Below are 18678 nucleotides of genomic sequence, written 5' to 3' on the forward strand. Positions count from 1 at the left end.
ATTAAAGGAAATAAACATGAAAAAACTATACAAATTAAAGCTTATTGCGCTGGCCATTAGCACTACATTTATTACAGCCTGTGGCGATGCCCAGACCAATATTGTAGAAAAAGATCCTATTGTTGTAGAAAACGAGCACGATCATGACGATGATGATCACGACCATGATGATGGCTACACAATTGACTCATTAGGCAGATTAGCTGTACTTGCAGGCGATAGCAACGAAGCTAGTTTTTATGACCTAGATGACAACGCTTTACTTGAAACATTTACCCTGACGAATGATTCAAACACGCTATCGTCATCACCTGATTTTCGTTATGCCGTTATTGCAAGCCGCGCACAAGATTACTTAGGCTTTATTGATGGTGGTTTATGGCGTGAAGACCACGGCGAGCATTTACATGACTACGAGCAAAGCCCAGCGGCTAGTAGTTATGAGCTAACAAGTGGTAGCCGCCCTACTCACCTTGTAAAACATGACGGCCAATTAGCGGTATTTTATGATGGTGATGCAGACTCAGGCACAACTGCCTCTGTTGAAGTATTAACAGATAACGACATAACAAGCGCAACAGCAACGCTACCGGGTATTAGCTACGATATTAATATGCACGGTGTAGCAGAGCCACGCGGTGAGCATTTATTATCAACACTTCGCCGTGATGACAGCGAAAGCACATCGGTTGCTAAAGTACTGCCAGACCAAGTAGGTGTTTATCATTTTCATGATGGTGAATATGAGCTTGAACAAACCTTAGACGTTACGTGTCCTGATTTACACGGCGCAGCACAAAACCACGACTATGTAGCATTTGGCTGTAGCGATGGTGTGTTATTAGCCCACCAGCACGATGATGAATACGAAGCTGAAAAAATAGCGAACATTGCAGCCGTTGGCGATTTACGTATTGGTAGTATTTATGGCCACGAAGATAGCGAGACCTTTATTGGCGTAGCATCTGGCCATGGTGGTGGCGAAGCCGTAATTGTAACTATTAACCCAGCAACAGCACAAATGGAAGAACTAGAATGGCAACTAGCCGACGGCGCAAGTGCTGTGTCGTACTCTTTTTCTGCCCATGGCGAGCACTTTTTAATATTAGACAGCTTAGGCTTTTTAAATGTATTTAGTGCACACGACCATGATGGCGAAATGCATTGGGAGCTTGAAGGTCAAGTTGATATTACAGAGCAAGATGTATCAACCATGCCAGAGGGCATGAGCTTTAGCATGACAGTGGCGCAAAATGGTCAGTTTGCTTATGTAGCCGACCCGATTGCTCAGCACGTTGTGCAAGTACACCTTGAAGACTTAGAAATTGAAAGTGAGGTTGAGCTTACTTTTGCTCCTAGTGCAATTACTTGGCTTGGTATTGCGCAAGAGGAAGAACATTAAGCTTCGAGCGTACATAACACCGTGAATACTGATAGAACGCCTGCAGTATAAAACGCTATTGCCGAACAATACTTTAAATTGTTCGGCTTTTTTACTTGTTTAGCTTGAGCTCGGATTATTTAATAAAGCGCTTTATTAATCTAAAAATTAGGTATAGCAATAGATTTGCGATTCAAAGGTTAATTTGGGATAGTTAACGCAAATTAATGGACTTAACTTTTTATGAACGCTTATTCATACCTATTGTTTTTCTTTTCTTCATTAGGCGCATTCAACGGCGTTATATTGGCGCTATGGCTATTTGTACGTAAAAATAAACAACCTTCAGACGTATGGCTAGCTACCCTACTGTTACTAATCAGTGTTCGTATTGCTAAATCAGTCGCCTTTTATTTTATACCCACACTCGATAAAAGTATTTTACAAATAGGGCTGACCGCATGCTGCCTACTTGGCCCCTGCTTAGTTGTCTACACCTATACGAAATCAACATCAGTCACTGAAAATAACCACCCTAGCAGGCTACTAATTTTTCTAGCGGGGGTTATTTTGACTATTGGGGTGGTTTATCCCTACAGTGCAAATCTTGAATTATGGCAATACTGGCTATACCGAGGCTCAAGCTATCTATGGTTTGTCTGCCTTATAATCGCAAGCTACCTTTATTATTCTCGCTTTCAAGAAGTAGCCAGTAATTGGAAGCAGCTTCTTTCTGAGCAAACATTTATCACTATCGTTGGGTGTAGCTTAATTTGGCTGGCGTACTTTACTGCCTCATATACATCTTATATTATGGGAGCGATCAGTTTTTCGGTCGTCTTATATTTATCGTTAATAACACTGTTAAAACCACCTTCGTCTTCATCGAATAAAGTAGATAAATACGCCAATAATAAATTGTCTAAAGAGCAGGCAGAACAGTACTCTATTTTGCTAAATCAATTGATGGCTAAAGATCAGCTGTATATCGATCCACAGTTAACTTTGCCTCGCTTGGCTAAACGGTTGTCAACATCGCATACTGTTTTATCGCAATTGCTCAATGAGCACTATCAAATGAACTTTAAACAATACGTCAATAGTTTGCGCGTGGCATGTGCAAAAGAGCTATTGCTTGCACGCCCAAACACCAGTATTGATGATATTGCAGAGCAAAGCGGTTTTAGCGCACCATCCACATTTTATAATGCGTTTAAACAACAAACTGGATTGACTCCAAATAAGTATAGAGCTCTCAATTTATAATTCGAGACTCCTAAAATATAAACTAATTCATTGTTTTAAATATAGTTAGCTTAAATTGAAGGCACAATCAATTAAGAGCTTATATCTATGAAAACAATCATTAAAATTTTTACATTACTACTGATAATCACTCACTTTTCAACCTTAGCGAATAACTCTAAGCAACAGCAAGCTGTGCAAGAGGTCATTCAAAAATACATAAACGGTACCAGCAATGCAGATCCAACTTTAATAACTTCAGCATTTCACCCTAAAGCAAGCCTAATTCTGAGTCATCCTAATAAACCCTTTTGGCAAGTTACGGCAAAGGAATTTGCAAGTTGGTTTAAAACAAAAAAAGCCACGCGAACAGGTGCTATTCTTTCAATAACTGTTGATAACGATATAGCCACGGCTCGTGCAAAAATAACGACCGCCTCACCCGTAAAACAATACATCGATCAGTTCTTACTAAAACGCTTTTCTGATGGCTGGAAAATTGTTAGTAAAACAGCCAACCAACTGGATATCACACAATCAGAACAGGTTTTAGCTGCGATGGATAAACGTGTGTTATTTATAGTATCGAGCGCCGACTTTCATGGCGACTCAGCCCTAGCTACTGGCACTAGCTTTTCTGAATTAGTAGAAGCTTATGACGTATTCATAAATGCAGGCTATCAGGTTGATGTTGTAAGTAGCAAAGGGGGTACCTTACCACTAGCCTATATTAATACTTCAGATAAAACACATCGCCAATACATTTATAATCAAGATTTTATGTACAAGTTAGCGTACACATTAGCACCTGAACAAGTCGACCCTGAAAAGTATTTAGCTGTTCATTATGTTGGCGGCGGTAATGCGATGTATCAGGTCGCGGAAAACAAAAACATTCAAGCAATTTCTATGCATGTTTACGAACAAAATAAAGGGATAATTTCGGCTGTTTGCCATGGCACCGCAGGTATCGTTAATCTCAAACTGGCTAGTGGCGAGTACTTAGTCGCAGGGCGTAAAATTACAGGCTACCCAACAGCCTTTGAAAAAACAGACGCCGCTTATTATCAACAATTTCCCTTTGCGATAGACAGCCTCATTAAACAACGCGGTGGAATATTCAATTATGGGCAACGAAACCAATCATTTATTCAAGTTGATGGACGGATTATTACCGGTACAAATTATCAATCTTCACGAGAAGTAGCCCAAGCGATGATTAAACAACTAAATACCATGTAATTTAATAAACCAATAAAACAGCCGACTTGCATCGGCTTTTATGTACCTATCAATTGCGACCTTGCCAGCCGCTCCATACGTCATCTTCTTGGTTGGGTTTTTTCTTCTTTTTCTTACCTGTGCCTTCTGGCTTTGCCATTGGCTTATCGTTTTTAAGTGCAAGGGCCGCATCAAGGTTTGCTTGGTTTACCGCAAAACCCGTTACTTCCTCACGCTCTAAACGAAGTTTGTTTTTCTTTTCGATTATTTTAAAGTGATGAAAGTCTTCATAATCAATTAACGATAACGCTAGGCCAACTTCACCGGCACGGCCGCTTCGGCCAATACGGTGCATGTAATCAGCGGGGCTGCGCGGTAAGTTAAAGTTAATAACAACAGGCAGTTTGGCAATATCTAAACCACGGGCTGCTATATCGGTGGCAATAAGTACTTCTATTTCACCCGCTTTAAATTTTTCTATTACGCGAGTACGCTCACTTTGGCCTTTATCACCATGAAATACCTGTGCGTTAATACCACGCTTTTCAAGCTTACCTGCTAAGTGCTCACAGTCTTTTTTAGCGTTTACAAAAATAAGTGCTTGGCGCCATTTATGCGCTTTAATTAAATGCGCTAAAACCGTGGTTTTTTCGCCTTTATTAACCGTAAATACGCGCTGTACTAAGGTGCTTTCGTCTTTGCTTTGAACTTGTATTTCAACAGGGTTGGTTAACAGCTCTTGTGTTAATTGAGTGACTTGCTCTGGGAAGGTTGCTGAAAACAACATAGTTTGTTTTTTAGCAGGCATTAACGCTAATAACTCAGCAAGCTCTTCGGTAAAGCCAAGGCTTAACATGCGGTCGGCTTCATCAAGCACTAAGGTTGTTACTTTATCGAGCTTAATAGCATTGCTTGAGATTAAATCGAGCAAACGCCCTGGCGTTGCAACAATAATATCAGCGCCGCCGCGTAGAGCCTGCATTTGTGTATTAACCGACACACCACCAAATACTGCTACCGTTTTAATTGCGCCATTAAAGTTAGCAGAATACGATTTAACGCTATCGGCCACCTGCGTTGCAAGCTCACGGGTAGGTACCAAAATAAGCCCAGTTACAAAGTTACCTTTGCTCGCTGTTTTTTTAGCGCTTTGCTCTACAAAAAGCTTTTGTAGCATAGGTAAAGCAAACGTTGCTGTTTTACCTGAGCCAGTATTAGCCCCCGCAATTAAATCGCTACCAGCAAGTACACTTGGAATCGCCTTAGCTTGAATTGGCGTAGGTTGGTTATATTCCAAATCGGTTAAACGAGCTTGTAGCTCTGGAATAAGGCCAAGTTCGTTAAAGGTGCTAGGGCTTGTGGCTGAGGTCATATTTATTACGGGCTTATTGCTAAAAAAGTAGCCTGTAATTTTAGCGTATTTAGCACTTATTAAGTAGGGATTAGTGATTTTAATGTTTTTATAGGTAACAGCTGCGTGTTGTAAGTAATAAACTTGACTCGATAATATTGGTACTTCATCAGTTCAAGTTTTCTAGAGCGAAGGTTCACGCCCTAGAAAAATAATTTTTTCCTTAAACAAACCTTGGTGGACTCAACTTAGTTCTTAGCTATCAATTTTATTATTTAGCTAATAATTTAAACCACTTATCTTTGTAAGGTGATTCGGCCATCAAGGCATCTATATACTTAATTAACTCATCATATTTTTCTTTAATTTCTGCCTCAGTCAACATGTTTTTCAATTTAGGTTTTATCCACTCACAAAACTTATCTAACTTCTCTTCGGATACAAAAATTATACCTTCAGTAGAATACCTACCTTTAGGAGTTGTAAATAAATGGGGCAAAAGCATGTATTCGTAATCACCTACTCCTGTATCAAATAAATAATGAGCATTTAACGTGGTGGACTTATCTAGCACTAATGATTCAAAACCTATAAGAGGTGGCAGCAAAAATCTAGTGTTTGAATTACTTTTTGAGTTTGCTTTCATTAAAGCTGAAAGCAAAGCATTATTGTTATAAGGTTGTGATGGCTTTTGTTTTGTACAGCAGTAAACTAAATCTGTTTTTTGATTTTTAAAGTCATCTGATTCAATTACTTCAATTGTATTTACTCCATACCTTACTTGCCACTCTTTAAATACTAAACATTTTATCAAATCATCATCATCAGGGTTACTCCCCAAATAGATATTACAATTAGAAACGTTATCACCATTAAGGTTTTTTTCTCCAATTTTTAATAGCTCCCCACTTAAATACTCGTCTAAAGCTTTATCTGCAACCTCATATTTGAGCCAAAATTTACCAAAACGATTAAAGTCATCAGATAGCTTTTCCCAGGGATTATTACTAGAATCCATTAAAGCCATGGCATTTAAAAATAAAGAAAAATGTATTTTAAACTCTTCTTTAACATCTGAGCTCTCTTGATTAGCTTTCAAATTTCCGACTAACTTCTCAGAAATATGGAAAAGAGAATTTTCAATAACTTGTATCAGTTTTGCACTAGCCTCTTTGTTTATTTCATCTCTATTAATTGAAAGCCAAGCACCAGCTTTACCTGAAAGTAAATTTATCGTTATATCTGCAAAAAGAAATCTGATATTTCCAGAATCAAATTCCTGTCCACGATATAAAGTTTTAACCCGCGAAAACCGACTAGTAGGGTAAAAAAGTAGCTCGACTTGTTCACCTCCTAAATCTATAAAATATCCTTTTTTTTCTTCACCTTTAATATAAAGAGGCATAGCCTTCTGATCTTTCGCTTTATAATGACCATTAATTCTAATTGGTGAGTGTTTCGCAAAATCAACTATCAAGTCAGCAATTCGTGCTGACTCAAATGGAAACGATTCATCTAAATTTGGATCGTGGTTATCTAAAATCATGCTTTTAACACTTGGCTCTCTATGTAAACTTATACTCCAACTTGTAGCAATTTTTTTAAGCGAAAATATAATCTTAACTTCAGACCCATGTTGAGTAGATATATCATTAGGCAAACTTTTTAACAGTGCTAACCCCTCTTTTTCACCTAGAGGGTTATATAGTTCTGCATGGCTACACTCATTAGTAAAGAGACTTTTTGATGTAATGCTCACTTTATCTGCAAGAATAAATGAACTCTGAAAACCAATACCGAATGCTCCTGATGGCTTCATCCACTCAGGCATTGAATCCACAATATCTTTTTTTGTTTTATTTTTACTAGAGCTACTAATGCTTAATAAGTATGAAAAGTCTTTAATACTGAAGCCGGTACCGTTATCTTTTATAGTTAGCTCCCATAATGAATTTTCATTTTCTTTTGGGCACTCTCCCATTTCTTTTAGTGAAATTTCGATGGCTTCATTACCAATAACGTTCTTTACCTCTGGATCACTTGGGTCTTTCCATTTTTCACAACTAATCTTGTTTTTATTCCTTAACCAAACACTTATTAAAGTTGCATCGACAGCATTTTGTAAAAGCTCTCGGATACAGGCAAATTTTGAAGCATAAAGGTTACTTCCTTGTAGTAACTTAATTGCTTGTTCACTATCAAGTTTAAATTGAGGCCTTTCCCCTTCAGACAGTACTTGCTGCTGCCCACTAAGTTTTACCTGTATATTCCCTAAAGTAGGTAATAAACCAAAGCTCCTGCTAGGTGCAATTTCTTGCCAAAGGCTCATTTGCGCCTGAGTTTCTTGCTTTAACCATTCAAACCACTTATAAGATTCAAGGTAACTATCAACACTACTGCACTCTGCCGTAACCTCAATCCTATCTTTGTCTATGCGCAAATGCCTAATAGCAGCATGTTTATCTTCATGAGCCTTACTTAATGATGGTCTGCTATCACCAGCAATCTTTTTCATTACAGGACAAAAACGGTTGTCATCTAAATCCAACAAGTCGCCAATTCTTAGCATGCAGGCAACAAATCTAGGGTGGCAATCTTCTTGTCCTAGTCCAGCCTCTTTATAAGGTAAGCCATTTTCACCAACAATCTCTTTAAAATTAGCCCCATGTAATGCACAAATTTGCCCAAGTATTCTGAAAAGCCTCTTAGGGATCAGCTCAGTTCTTGGGGAAGATATACCAGCGGATTCCCAAGGAGTATTTACCGTTTGCTCAGCTCTATTCGCATGTTTTCTTCTGAACCATTCAGCCATTAGCTGTCGAAAATTATCAGTGGCCTCAATGGGCGATCCCATGAATTGAAAGCTATCTATCAGATTTTCATTATTAAAATTTGAGCAAAATTCATTTAAATGATGATTTTTGTCTGTAACTATGGAATCAATATAGTGACGAAAATCAGGATCACTAAAAGCTTCTTTTAGGTCATTTTGCGGAACTACCATACCTATATCATGCCAATAAGCAGACTCTAAGATAAGCCATGTATCTGTAGCTGTTAAATTAGCTATATTTTCTTTACCTAAGATTCTTTCGATATTTATCAAAATTTGTTTGCTATGAGATTCATCATGGCGGCTGAAGTGTGGGAAAAGACTACCAATACTCTGTAAAGCTTTTGGGATTATTTTTTGATCAAATCCCCATTGGTTCACTAATAAACTTAAATCGGAATGTTCAGTTCCTTTTGTTTTTAAGTGTTCAATTAATAAATCTGCCACTTTAAATATCCTTCTTATTATGTGATTTAAAGCCTAAAATTAGGCCTCACTTTAGCTATATACGATAATCAACAGCTTAATTTTCAAAAGTTAATAGCTTAAATTATTGCCTCTTATCATGCTTTTTTAACCTAGCCCTAGTTTCTTTTAAGTAATTTATATAAGGATATGAGTCGTCTGCAATTGCTAAAGCAGACTCCATCTGCTCAAGCGCTTGGCGAGTATCCCCTTGCATTTCATAACCGTAGGACAATGCCGAAAGCGCATCGACTGATTTTAGGTGGTTTTTTATATTGTATTTAAACACTTCGATAGCATGGGTAAACTGCTTGCTACCCGTTAAGTTATAACCGAGTGATCTAACAGCGCGATCCGGTGGCGCAATCTGCTCGCCCCATTGTTGAGATAAGTTTTGATAGTAAGCATCGATAGAGGCTACATCGTCAGTTAAAGCACTTATAGGCATTTGTTTAGGTAAAAATAAGTTGTAATAAGCATTAAATATACCTGCAGCAGAGGTTAAACCGTGCGAGATGCCATCAAACGCATCACTATAGAAGCGCAACCCTCGCACTTCATGTGATTGCAGTGATTGCTGTAATTCATCGTACCTTTGACGCATTATGCCGGCTTCTTCGCCTATATTGATATAAACGTAGTTATTCAGGTCTTTTGATTTATTGATGAACGACTTAGTCGCCTTTACAGATGCGCCATAGTTCCACCAAACGGCAGGGCTGTAAGCAATATGCGCTTGAAATAGTTCGGGCTTTGCCTGCAACGCATATAGCGCAAATACACCTCCAGCAGATGCGCCAGCAATCACTTTATAATTGTGCGTACGATAACTTTTATTAATCAAGGGTATAAGCTCTTGCTCTATAAATGCTAAAAACGTTGCTGCGCCACCGCCTTCACCTACCGGGCCTTGTGGCTCTTTATTAACTGTGGGGTATAAATCTCTTAAGCGATTGGTGTTTTCAATAGCGACAATAATAACCTCTGGCGCACGATTATCATTTTGTAAACGCTCCATCACTGCACTTATAAGCGGTATGTTACCCGCGCCATCAAGGCGATAAATGACCGGATAAACTTTGTTTGGATTAGCTTGATAGCTCTTTGGAAGCTGGACTACAACTGTGCGTTCTTCATTTAAAACGGCTGATTTAATAGTATGTGTTTGTTGCGTATAACTAATGGTTTGCTGTTTTAAATCAGGCTCTGCGAGTGTGCCGCTAGAATAAAAAATAAATAAACTACATATAAAAACAGCGGTTAATAAACGCATGACTAATCCTTTAGAAAATAGTGTGTTATTTAATCTAACAGGCTTTGAGGTACAAAAAAAGGCGCATTAAGCGCCTTTTTATCTTTAACAGGTAATTACCAACCTTTTGATTTTACTCAACAGTAACCGATTTAGCTAAGTTACGTGGTTGGTCAACGTCGGTACCTTTAATTACCGCTACGTAGTACGACAGTAACTGTAATGGCAGTGTGTAAACAATTGGCGCAATAATATCGTCAGTGTGGTTTACGTTGATTACACGCATTGTGTCGTCTGACTCAAAGTGTGAGTCTTTATCTGCGAATACGTAAATAATGCCGCCACGTGCGCGTACTTCTTCTACGTTTGATTTAAGCTTTTCTAATAGCTCATTGTTTGGTGCTACAACAATAATTGGCATGTCGGCATCAATAAGTGCAAGTGGGCCATGTTTTAGCTCGCCCGCTGCGTAGGCTTCTGCGTGAATGTACGAAATCTCTTTAAGTTTAAGTGCACCTTCCATTGCAATTGGGTATTGCGAACCGCGACCTAAAAACAGTGAGTGATGCTTGTCGGCAAACTCTTCTGCAAGGTCTGCAATGCCATCAGCAAGCAGTAATGTTTCTTCAAGCTTAGCAGGAAGTACTTTTATAGCATCTACAATAGCACTTTGATCAAGCTGCTTTTCTTGTGCTATAGACGCAGTAAGCATTAACAAACCAACTAACTGTGTGGTAAATGCTTTAGTAGAAGCTACACCAATTTCAGCGCCGGCTTTAGTCATAAAGGCAAGGTCTGATTCGCGCACAAGCGATGAACCCGGTACGTTACAAATGGTCATTGAGGCCATGTAACCTTGCTCTTTAGCTAAGCGTAATGCAGCTAACGTATCGGCTGTTTCACCCGATTGTGAAATAGTCACAAGTAGGCTATTTTCGTGCACATACGATTGGCGGTATCTAAATTCAGAGGCAATCTCAACATTACAGCTAACGCCTGCAAATTGCTCAAGCCAGTAACGGGCAACCATACCTGAGTGGTATGACGTACCACAGGCAATAATTTGTACGTGTTTTACGTCTTTAAATATTTGCTGAGCGCTGTCACCAAAGGCATCAATTGCTACGCGGTCGTCGTTTAAACGTCCTTCAAGGGTATTGCGTACCGCAAGTGGTTGCTCGTAGATTTCTTTTAGCATGTAGTGGCGGTAGTCGCCTTTGCCTGAAGCATCTTGCGTGATGTTTGATTCAACAACTTCACGCTCTACAGCGTCGCCATTTTCATCAAAAATGTCTACAGTGTCACGTGTAATACGCGCTACGTCGCCTTCTTCTAAAAATATAAAGCTACGAGTAACTGGCAATAGTGCTAACTGATCAGACGCAATAAAGTTTTCGCCAAGGCCTAAACCTATAACCAATGGGCTACCTGAGCGCGCTACGATAATTTCATTGTCGTTTGCTTTATCAAATACAACCGTACCAAACGCACCTTCAAATTGCTTAACCGCTGCTTGAACAGATGCAAGTAACGTAGTGTGTTGCTTACGAAGCTTATGAATTAAGTGCACCATTACTTCGGTATCGGTTTCAGATAAGAACTCGTAGCCTTCTTCTTTAAGCGATGCGCGTAGACTTGCGTGGTTTTCAATAATACCGTTATGTACAAGTGCTAGCTGATTGTTTGATACGTGCGGATGAGCGTTTTCTTCAGTAACGCTACCGTGTGTTGCCCAGCGAGTGTGTGCAATACCTGTATGGCCGCTAACGCCTGCTTTCTCAAGTGCGGCTTCCACGTTTACTACTTTACCTACTGCTTTTACAGTATTTAGCGTAGAGCCTTCTAAAAGTGCTACACCGGCAGAGTCGTAGCCACGGTACTCAAGACGTTTAAGGCCTTCAACTAAAATTTTATTTACTGGACGTTCTGCAACTGCCCCAACTATTCCACACATAGTGTCTCCATTAATTTTTTAATTCTAGTAACTCACTTTGCAGTTACTAATCAATAATCTCTGCACAAATTAGTTTTACACCACACGCCTCAATCGCTTTGCGTTTATCGTCTGCTAAGCCATTGTCGGTTATTAATGTGGTTACTATTTTCCACGGTAATTCTAAATTTGGTATTTTTCGGCCAATCTTATCTGATTCAACCATTACTATTACTTCACGGGCTGCTTTTGCCATTACTTGGCTTAAGCCAACTAACTCATTAAAGGTAGTAGTGCCGCGTTTTACATCTATGCCGTCGGCACCAATAAATAGCTGATCAAAGTCATAAGAGCATAATACGTTTTCGGCAACTTGCCCCTGAAACGACTCAGAATGCGGATCCCACGTACCGCCGGTCATTAAAAGTGTTGGCTCGTTTTCAAGTGAAAGTAAACGGCTCGCTACTTTAATCGCATTAGTCATTACAACTAACCCGCGTTTATTTGCAAGCTCTGGGATCATGGCAGCCGTAGTACGCCCGCTATCAATAATAATGCGGTTATGATCTTTTATAAGTGCAGCTGCCGCCTTAGCTATAGCTACTTTGCGCTTAGAGTCTATTTCGTCACTTACAATTTCTTTAGGCAGTGCTATAGCACCGCCGTAACGGCGCAGTAATAAGCCGCTTTTTTCAAGCGCGGTTAAATCTTTACGAATGGTTACTTCAGATGTTTGAAACTGCTCAGCAAGCTTTTCAACAGCCACTTCACCTAGCTCATTAACCTGAGCCAATATATTATGGCGGCGTTGCTGTGTGTTTCGTTTAGTCATAAAGTAAGATAATAAGTTTCGTTTCGAAAGATGTGCAATTTTAAACGAAACAAGTTAAATGGCAAGTGAACGAGCAAAAATAAAGCAGCTTTCAACAAGTAATAATAAAGGTAAAATAGCTTTAGCATCTCTTAACTAAACAAAGAAACCATAATGCAGCCATTTAATAGCTTAAACAAAGAGCTTTTAGTCCTACGCAAACAAACAGGCGAAATATGCCGACTCTTTAATAAAAGCCCGAGTAAAGGCAATTTAAAACGTATTAAAGAGCGATTCGCTCAATGCGGTGAAGGGGTAATTATAGAATCAGGTTTTCATTGCGATTATGGTAATCAAATAACTATTGGTGATCGTACCTTTATAAATATTAACTGTACTGTATTAGATGCCCCAATTAGTGAAGCTTCAATTACAATTGGTAATGACTGTTTAATTGGCCCTAACGTGCAGTTGTTAGCGGTATCTCATGCTGTTAACCCTACACAGCGACTCAATAAAGAAAACTTTGCATCACCCATTACAATAGGTAATAACGTGTGGATTGGCGCAGGCGCTATTATTTTGGCTGGTGTAACAGTTGGTGATAATGCTGTTGTTGGTGCGGGATCTGTCGTTACTAAAAATGTAGAGAAGAATAGTGCTGTTGCTGGTAATCCTGCTCGTGAAATAAGAACACTGTAATTATTATCGGTGTAATTTTAGCGTAGGGAGTCGCTTCGCTCGTCAGACCTACGTGATGGGGCTTGATAAGTGTGTATTAAGTATGCGTGATAGCCAAAACATTGTGCACAAAAAGGCGCTTCGCTTAGGAGACGCTGCGCTTTAGAGAAGAAAATACTGAATTTTACTTTTCTTCAGACGTAAAAAAGCCGCTTCATTTCTGAAGCGGCTTTTTCGTATTTGGAGCCTTGCAATGTCGTGGTGCCCACAGCGGTGGAGAGTCACAGTGAAATGGGATACTCTCATTGGCCGGGGCTCGCCTTCGAGCTGTTTCGTTTGATGTATAGGAATACAAATGCCGTGGAGTACAGGATGTACGAGAGCAGCCACTAATGAGTTTGGCATGGGGTCTTGGCTTTTACTAAATCCCAGACAGCAAAAAACCCGTTACATCGCTGTAACGGGTTTCTCTTATTTGGAGCCTGGCAATGTCCTACTTTCACATAGCAAATGCTACACTATCATCGGCGCTGTTTCGTTTCACTACTGAGTTCGGCATGGGGTCAGGTGGGTCCAAAACGCTATGGTTACCAAGCAAATTTGGTCGTCAGTCCGTTTTCACGTACTAACTAAATCTGGAAAATATCTGATAATATTTTTTAAGTCTCAAGTAATATCTACTCTAGCTATTAACTTCTGTCGCTTGTTTCTGTCACAAAACGCGTTTGGCGTTGTATGGTTAAGCCTCACGGGTAATTAGTACAAGTTAGCTTAATGGCTCACACCACTTCCACATCTTGCCTATCAACGTTGTAGTCTTCAACGGCCCTTCAGAGACTTTAAAAGTCTAGTGAGAAATCATCTCGAGGCCTGCTTCGCGCTTAGATGCTTTCAGCGCTTATCAGTTCCGAACGTAGCTACCGGGCAATGCCATTGGCATGACAACCCGAACACCAGCGGTTCGTTCACTCCGGTCCTCTCGTACTAGGAGCAACCCCTCTCAATTCTCAAACGCCCACGGCAGATAGGGACCGAACTGTCTCACGACGTTCTAAACCCAGCTCGCGTACCACTTTAAATGGCGAACAGCCATACCCTTGGGACCGACTTCAGCCCCAGGATGTGATGAGCCGACATCGAGGTGCCAAACACCGCCGTCGATATGAACTCTTGGGCGGTATCAGCCTGTTATCCCCGGAGTACCTTTTATCCGTTGAGCGATGGCCCTTCCATTCAGAACCACCGGATCACTATGACCTACTTTCGTACCTGCTCGACGTGTCTGTCTCGCAGTTAAGCTGGCTTCTACCATTACACTAACCGTACGATGTCCGACCGTACTTAGCCAACCTTCGTGCTCCTCCGTTACTCTTTGGGAGGAGACCGCCCCAGTCAAACTACCCACCAGGCACTGTCCGTAACCCCGATTCAGGGGCCAACGTTAGAACATCAAAACTACAAGGGTGGTATTTCAAGGACGACTCCACAACAACTAGCGTCGCTGCTTCAAAGTCTCCCACCTATCCTACACATGTAGGTTCAATGTTCAGTGCCAAGCTGTAGTAAAGGTTCACGGGGTCTTTCCGTCTAGCCGCGGGTACACAGCATCTTCACTGCGATTTCAATTTCACTGAGTCTCGGGTGGAGACAGCGTGGCCATGGTTACACCATTCGTGCAGGTCGGAACTTACCCGACAAGGAATTTCGCTACCTTAGGACCGTTATAGTTACGGCCGCCGTTTACCGGGGCTTCGATCAAGAGCTTCTCCCTAAGGATAACCCCATCAATTAACCTTCCGGCACCGGGCAGGTGTCACACCGTATACGTCATCTTGCGATTTTGCACAGTGCTGTGTTTTTAATAAACAGTCCCAGCCACCTGGTCACTGCGGCTCCCGTCCGCTTAGAGAGCAAGTCTCATCACAGATAGGAGCGTACCTTCTCCCGAAGTTACGGTACGATTTTGCCTAGTTCCTTCACCCGAGTTCTCTCAAGCGCCTTAGTATTCTCTACCTGACCACCTGTGTCGGTTTGGGGTACGATTCGGTATAATCTGAAGCTTAGAGGCTTTTCCTGGAAGTATGGCATCAGCAACTTCACACCCTTGGGTGCTCGTCTCGTGTCTCAGCCTAACAGCAACCCGGATTTACCTAAGTCGCTAGCCTACTCACTTTCACATGGACAACCATCGCCATGCTTGCTTAGCCTTCTCCGTCCCCCCATCGCAATTATACCAAGTACGGAAATATTAATCCGTTTCCCATCGACTACGCCTTTCGGCCTCGCCTTAGGGGTCGACTTACCCTACCCTGATTAACATGGGATAGGAACCCTTGGTCTTCCGGCGTGCGGGTTTTTCACCCGCATTATCGTTACTCATGTCAGCATTCGCACTTCTGATACGTCCAGCATACCTCCCGGTACACCTTCAACCGCTTACAGAACGCTCCCCTACCACTCATCCTAAGATGAATCCGCAGCTTCGGTGCATAGTTTAGCCCCGTTACATCTTCCGCGCAGACCGACTCGACCAGTGAGCTATTACGCTTTCTTTAAAGGATGGCTGCTTCTAAGCCAACCTCCTGGCTGTCTGGGCCTTTCCACATCGTTTCCCACTTAACTATGACTTTGGGACCTTAGCTGGCGGTCTGGGTTGTTTCCCTCTTCACGACGGACGTTAGCACCCGCCGTGTGTCTCCCGGATATTACTTTACGGTATTCGGAGTTTGCAAAGGGTTGGTAAGTCGGGATGACCCCCTAGCCTTAACAGTGCTCTACCCCCGTAAGTATTCGTCCGAGGCTCTACCTAAATAGATTTCGGGGAGAACCAGCTATCTCCCGGTTTGATTAGCCTTTCACTCCTAGCCACAGGTCATCCCCTAACTTTTCAACGTTAGTGGGTTCGGTCCTCCAGTTGATGTTACTCAACCTTCAACCTGCCCATGGCTAGATCACCGGGTTTCGGGTCTATACCTTGCAACTATTCGCCCAGTTAAGACTCGGTTTCCCTACGGCTACCCTAAACGGTTAACCTCGCTACAAAATATAAGTCGCTGACCCATTATACAAAAGGTACGCAGTCACCTAACAAGTAGGCTCCTACTGCTTGTACGTACACGGTTTCAGGTTCTATTTCACTCCCCTCACAGGGGTTCTTTTCGCCTTTCCCTCACGGTACTGGTTCACTATCGGTCAGTTGGGAGTATTTAGCCTTAGATGATGGTCCACCTATATTCAGTCAAAGTTTCACGTGCTCCGACCTACTCGATTTCACTTAAAATGTCTTTTCATGTACGGGACTATCACCCTGTATCGTGGCACTTTCCAGAGCCTTCCATTAACACATAATAAGCTTAAGGGCTGTTCCGATTTCGCTCGCCGCTACTATCGGAATCTCGGTTGATTTCTTTTCCTACGGGTACTTAGATGTTTCAGTTCTCCGCGTTCGCCTCGTTAACCTATGTATTCAGTTAACGATACCTGCAAGCAGGTGGGTTTCCCCATTCGGAAATCCTAGTCTCAAGCGCTTTTTACTAGCTTGACTAGGCTTATCGCAAGTTAATACGTCCTTCATCGCCTCCAACTGCCAAGGCATCCACCGTGTACGCTTAGTCACTTAACCATACAACCCAAACGGGTCTTTGTTAGTGACAGTTTAACTTCGCCAGAAGTTAATATTGAATACTAAAGTAGATACCAATCAATCAACTCAAAGAGTGATTAAATGGCACTGAATGATACTGCTATCATTCTTTTTTACTTTTGAAAACTCTTGATAAATACGAATATTTATCAGAATTTTATTATCAGCTTTTCCAAATTTTTAAAGAGCATATTAATTAGTAAACCCAAAGGGCAAACTAACTAACAATCATCTGTGTGGACACTACGAACAAATAAGTTCTAAATCGTATAAGGAGGTGATCCAGCCCCAGGTTCCCCTAGGGCTACCTTGTTACGACTTCACCCCAGTCATGAATCACTCCGTGGTAAACGTCCTCCCGAGGGTTAGACTATCTACTTCTGGAGCAACCCACTCCCATGGTGTGACGGGCGGTGTGTACAAGGCCCGGGAACGTATTCACCGCGTCATTCTGATACGCGATTACTAGCGATTCCGACTTCATGGAGTCGAGTTGCAGACTCCAATCCGGACTACGACGCACTTTAAGTGATTCGCTTACTCTCGCGAGTTCGCAGCACTCTGTATGCGCCATTGTAGCACGTGTGTAGCCCTACACGTAAGGGCCATGATGACTTGACGTCGTCCCCACCTTCCTCCGGTTTATCACCGGCAGTCTCCTTAGAGTTCTCAGCATTACCTGCTAGCAACTAAGGATAGGGGTTGCGCTCGTTGCGGGACTTAACCCAACATCTCACAACACGAGCTGACGACAGCCATGCAGCACCTGTATCAGAGTTCCCGAAGGCACCAAACCATCTCTGGTAAGTTCTCTGTATGTCAAGTGTAGGTAAGGTTCTTCGCGTTGCATCGAATTAAACCACATGCTCCACCGCTTGTGCGGGCCCCCGTCAATTCATTTGAGTTTTAACCTTGCGGCCGTACTCCCCAGGCGGTCTACTTAATGCGTTAGCTTTGAAAAACAGAGCCGAGGCTCCGAGCTTCTAGTAGACATCGTTTACGGCGTGGACTACCAGGGTATCTAATCCTGTTTGCTCCCCACGCTTTCGTACATGAGCGTCAGTGTTGACCCAGGTGGCTGCCTTCGCCATCGGTATTCCTTCAGATCTCTACGCATTTCACCGCTACACCTGAAATTCTACCACCCTCTATCACACTCTAGTTTGCCAGTTCGAAATGCAGTTCCCAGGTTGAGCCCGGGGCTTTCACATCTCGCTTAACAAACCGCCTGCGTACGCTTTACGCCCAGTAATTCCGATTAACGCTCGCACCCTCCGTATTACCGCGGCTGCTGGCACGGAGTTAGCCGGTGCTTCTTCTGTCAGTAACGTCACAACTAGCAGGTATTAACTACTAATCTTTCCTCCTGACTGAAAGTGCTTTACAACCCGAAGGCCTTCTTCACACACGCGGCATGGCTGCATCAGGCTTGCGCCCATTGTGCAATATTCCCCACTGCTGCCTCCCGTAGGAGTCTGGGCCGTGTCTCAGTCCCAGTGTGGCTGATCATCCTCTCAAACCAGCTAGGGATCGTTGCCTTGGTGAGCCATTACCTCACCAACTAGCTAATCCCACTTGGGCCAATCTAAAGGCGAGAGCCGAAGCCCCCTTTGGTCCGTAGACATTATGCGGTATTAGCAGTCGTTTCCAACTGTTGTCCCCCACCTCAAGGCATGTTCCCAAGCATTACTCACCCGTCCGCCGCTCGTCAGCAAAGTAGCAAGCTACTTTCTGTTACCGCTCGACTTGCATGTGTTAGGCCTGCCGCCAGCGTTCAATCTGAGCCATGATCAAACTCTTCAATTAAAAAGTTTTTATGTTCCGAAGAACAGCTCAATGAATTCTGAATTTATTTAATATCT

9 protein-coding genes and 3 rRNA genes are annotated in these 18678 nt (G+C 42.0%); 4 read left to right on the top strand and 8 right to left on the bottom strand.

The features are described 5' to 3' along the window. Positions 1 to 16 precede the first annotated feature (16 nt). The 3 genes from PESP_RS16645 to PESP_RS16655 all read left to right on the top strand — a co-directional run bounded on the left by PESP_RS16645 (position 17) and on the right by PESP_RS16655 (position 3868). On the top strand, positions 17 to 1402 hold the full coding sequence (locus tag PESP_RS16645; RefSeq protein WP_089349019.1) for a 5-methyltetrahydrofolate--homocysteine methyltransferase: 1386 nt from the start codon (positions 17 to 19) through the stop codon (positions 1400 to 1402). Positions 1403 to 1624: 222 nt separating this feature from the next. Further along, on the top strand, positions 1625 to 2647 hold the full coding sequence (locus PESP_RS16650) for an AraC family transcriptional regulator (protein WP_089349020.1): 1023 nt from the start codon (positions 1625 to 1627) through the stop codon (positions 2645 to 2647). A gap of 87 nt (positions 2648 to 2734) precedes the next feature. Next, a complete protein-coding gene (locus tag PESP_RS16655) occupies positions 2735 to 3868 on the top strand; it encodes a nuclear transport factor 2 family protein (RefSeq protein WP_089349021.1) in 1134 nt (377 codons plus the stop codon). A 49-nt stretch (positions 3869 to 3917) separates the two neighbouring features. On the opposite strand, the gene PESP_RS16660 is transcribed toward PESP_RS16655, so the two are convergent. From PESP_RS16660 to PESP_RS16680, 5 genes are all read right to left on the bottom strand, one after another. Then, complete coding sequence (locus PESP_RS16660) at positions 3918 to 5219, bottom strand: DEAD/DEAH box helicase (RefSeq protein ID WP_089349022.1); 1302 nt, start codon at positions 5217 to 5219, stop codon at positions 3918 to 3920. Between the two features lie 250 nt (positions 5220 to 5469). Further along, positions 5470 to 8478, bottom strand: a complete 3009-nt coding sequence (locus PESP_RS16665) for an HD domain-containing protein (RefSeq protein ID WP_089349023.1) — start codon at positions 8476 to 8478, stop codon at positions 5470 to 5472. 103 nt (positions 8479 to 8581) lie between these two features. Further along, the gene (locus PESP_RS16670; protein WP_089349024.1) at positions 8582 to 9769 is read right to left on the bottom strand and encodes an alpha/beta hydrolase-fold protein; all 1188 of its coding nucleotides are present in this window, start codon (positions 9767 to 9769) and stop codon (positions 8582 to 8584) included. A gap of 112 nt (positions 9770 to 9881) precedes the next feature. Continuing rightward, positions 9882 to 11702, bottom strand: a complete 1821-nt coding sequence (gene glmS, locus PESP_RS16675) for a glutamine--fructose-6-phosphate transaminase (isomerizing) (protein WP_089349025.1) — start codon at positions 11700 to 11702, stop codon at positions 9882 to 9884. 46 nt (positions 11703 to 11748) lie between these two features. Beyond that, positions 11749 to 12513, bottom strand: coding sequence for a DeoR/GlpR family DNA-binding transcription regulator (locus PESP_RS16680; protein ID WP_089349026.1), 765 nt, complete (start codon positions 12511 to 12513; stop codon positions 11749 to 11751). A 153-nt stretch (positions 12514 to 12666) separates the two neighbouring features. Between PESP_RS16680 and PESP_RS16685 the strand changes: the two genes are divergently transcribed. Further along, the gene (locus PESP_RS16685) at positions 12667 to 13194 is read left to right on the top strand and encodes a sugar O-acetyltransferase (RefSeq protein WP_089349027.1); all 528 of its coding nucleotides are present in this window, start codon (positions 12667 to 12669) and stop codon (positions 13192 to 13194) included. A 459-nt stretch (positions 13195 to 13653) separates the two neighbouring features. Here the strand turns inward: PESP_RS16685 and rrf are convergent. The 3 genes from rrf to PESP_RS16705 form a co-directional block, all read right to left on the bottom strand. Next, positions 13654 to 13768 (bottom strand): 5S ribosomal RNA (gene rrf / locus PESP_RS16695). 140 nt (positions 13769 to 13908) lie between these two features. After that, a 23S ribosomal RNA gene (locus PESP_RS16700) occupies positions 13909 to 16795 on the bottom strand. A gap of 291 nt (positions 16796 to 17086) precedes the next feature. Continuing rightward, positions 17087 to 18622, bottom strand: a 16S ribosomal RNA gene (locus PESP_RS16705). Together the 16S, 23S and 5S rRNA genes form the textbook arrangement of a ribosomal RNA operon. Positions 18623 to 18678 lie beyond the last annotated feature (56 nt).

This window comes from Pseudoalteromonas espejiana DSM 9414, from assembly GCF_002221525.1.
GTDB classification, from domain to species: domain Bacteria; phylum Pseudomonadota; class Gammaproteobacteria; order Enterobacterales; family Alteromonadaceae; genus Pseudoalteromonas; species Pseudoalteromonas espejiana.

Excerpts from the sequence above, each read along its gene's own strand:
- PESP_RS16680 (WP_089349026.1), bottom strand. The coding sequence starts at position 12,513 with ATGACTAAACGAAACACACAGCAACGCCGCCATAATATATTGGCTCAG.
- PESP_RS16670 (WP_089349024.1), bottom strand. The coding sequence starts at position 9,769 with ATGCGTTTATTAACCGCTGTTTTTATATGTAGTTTATTTATTTTTTAT.
- PESP_RS16655 (WP_089349021.1), top strand. The coding sequence starts at position 2,735 with ATGAAAACAATCATTAAAATTTTTACATTACTACTGATAATCACTCAC.
- PESP_RS16685 (WP_089349027.1), top strand. The coding sequence starts at position 12,667 with ATGCAGCCATTTAATAGCTTAAACAAAGAGCTTTTAGTCCTACGCAAA.
- glmS (WP_089349025.1), bottom strand. The coding sequence starts at position 11,702 with ATGTGTGGAATAGTTGGGGCAGTTGCAGAACGTCCAGTAAATAAAATT.
- PESP_RS16645 (WP_089349019.1), top strand. The coding sequence starts at position 17 with ATGAAAAAACTATACAAATTAAAGCTTATTGCGCTGGCCATTAGCACT.
- PESP_RS16660 (WP_089349022.1), bottom strand. The coding sequence starts at position 5,219 with ATGACCTCAGCCACAAGCCCTAGCACCTTTAACGAACTTGGCCTTATT.
- PESP_RS16650 (WP_089349020.1), top strand. The coding sequence starts at position 1,625 with ATGAACGCTTATTCATACCTATTGTTTTTCTTTTCTTCATTAGGCGCA.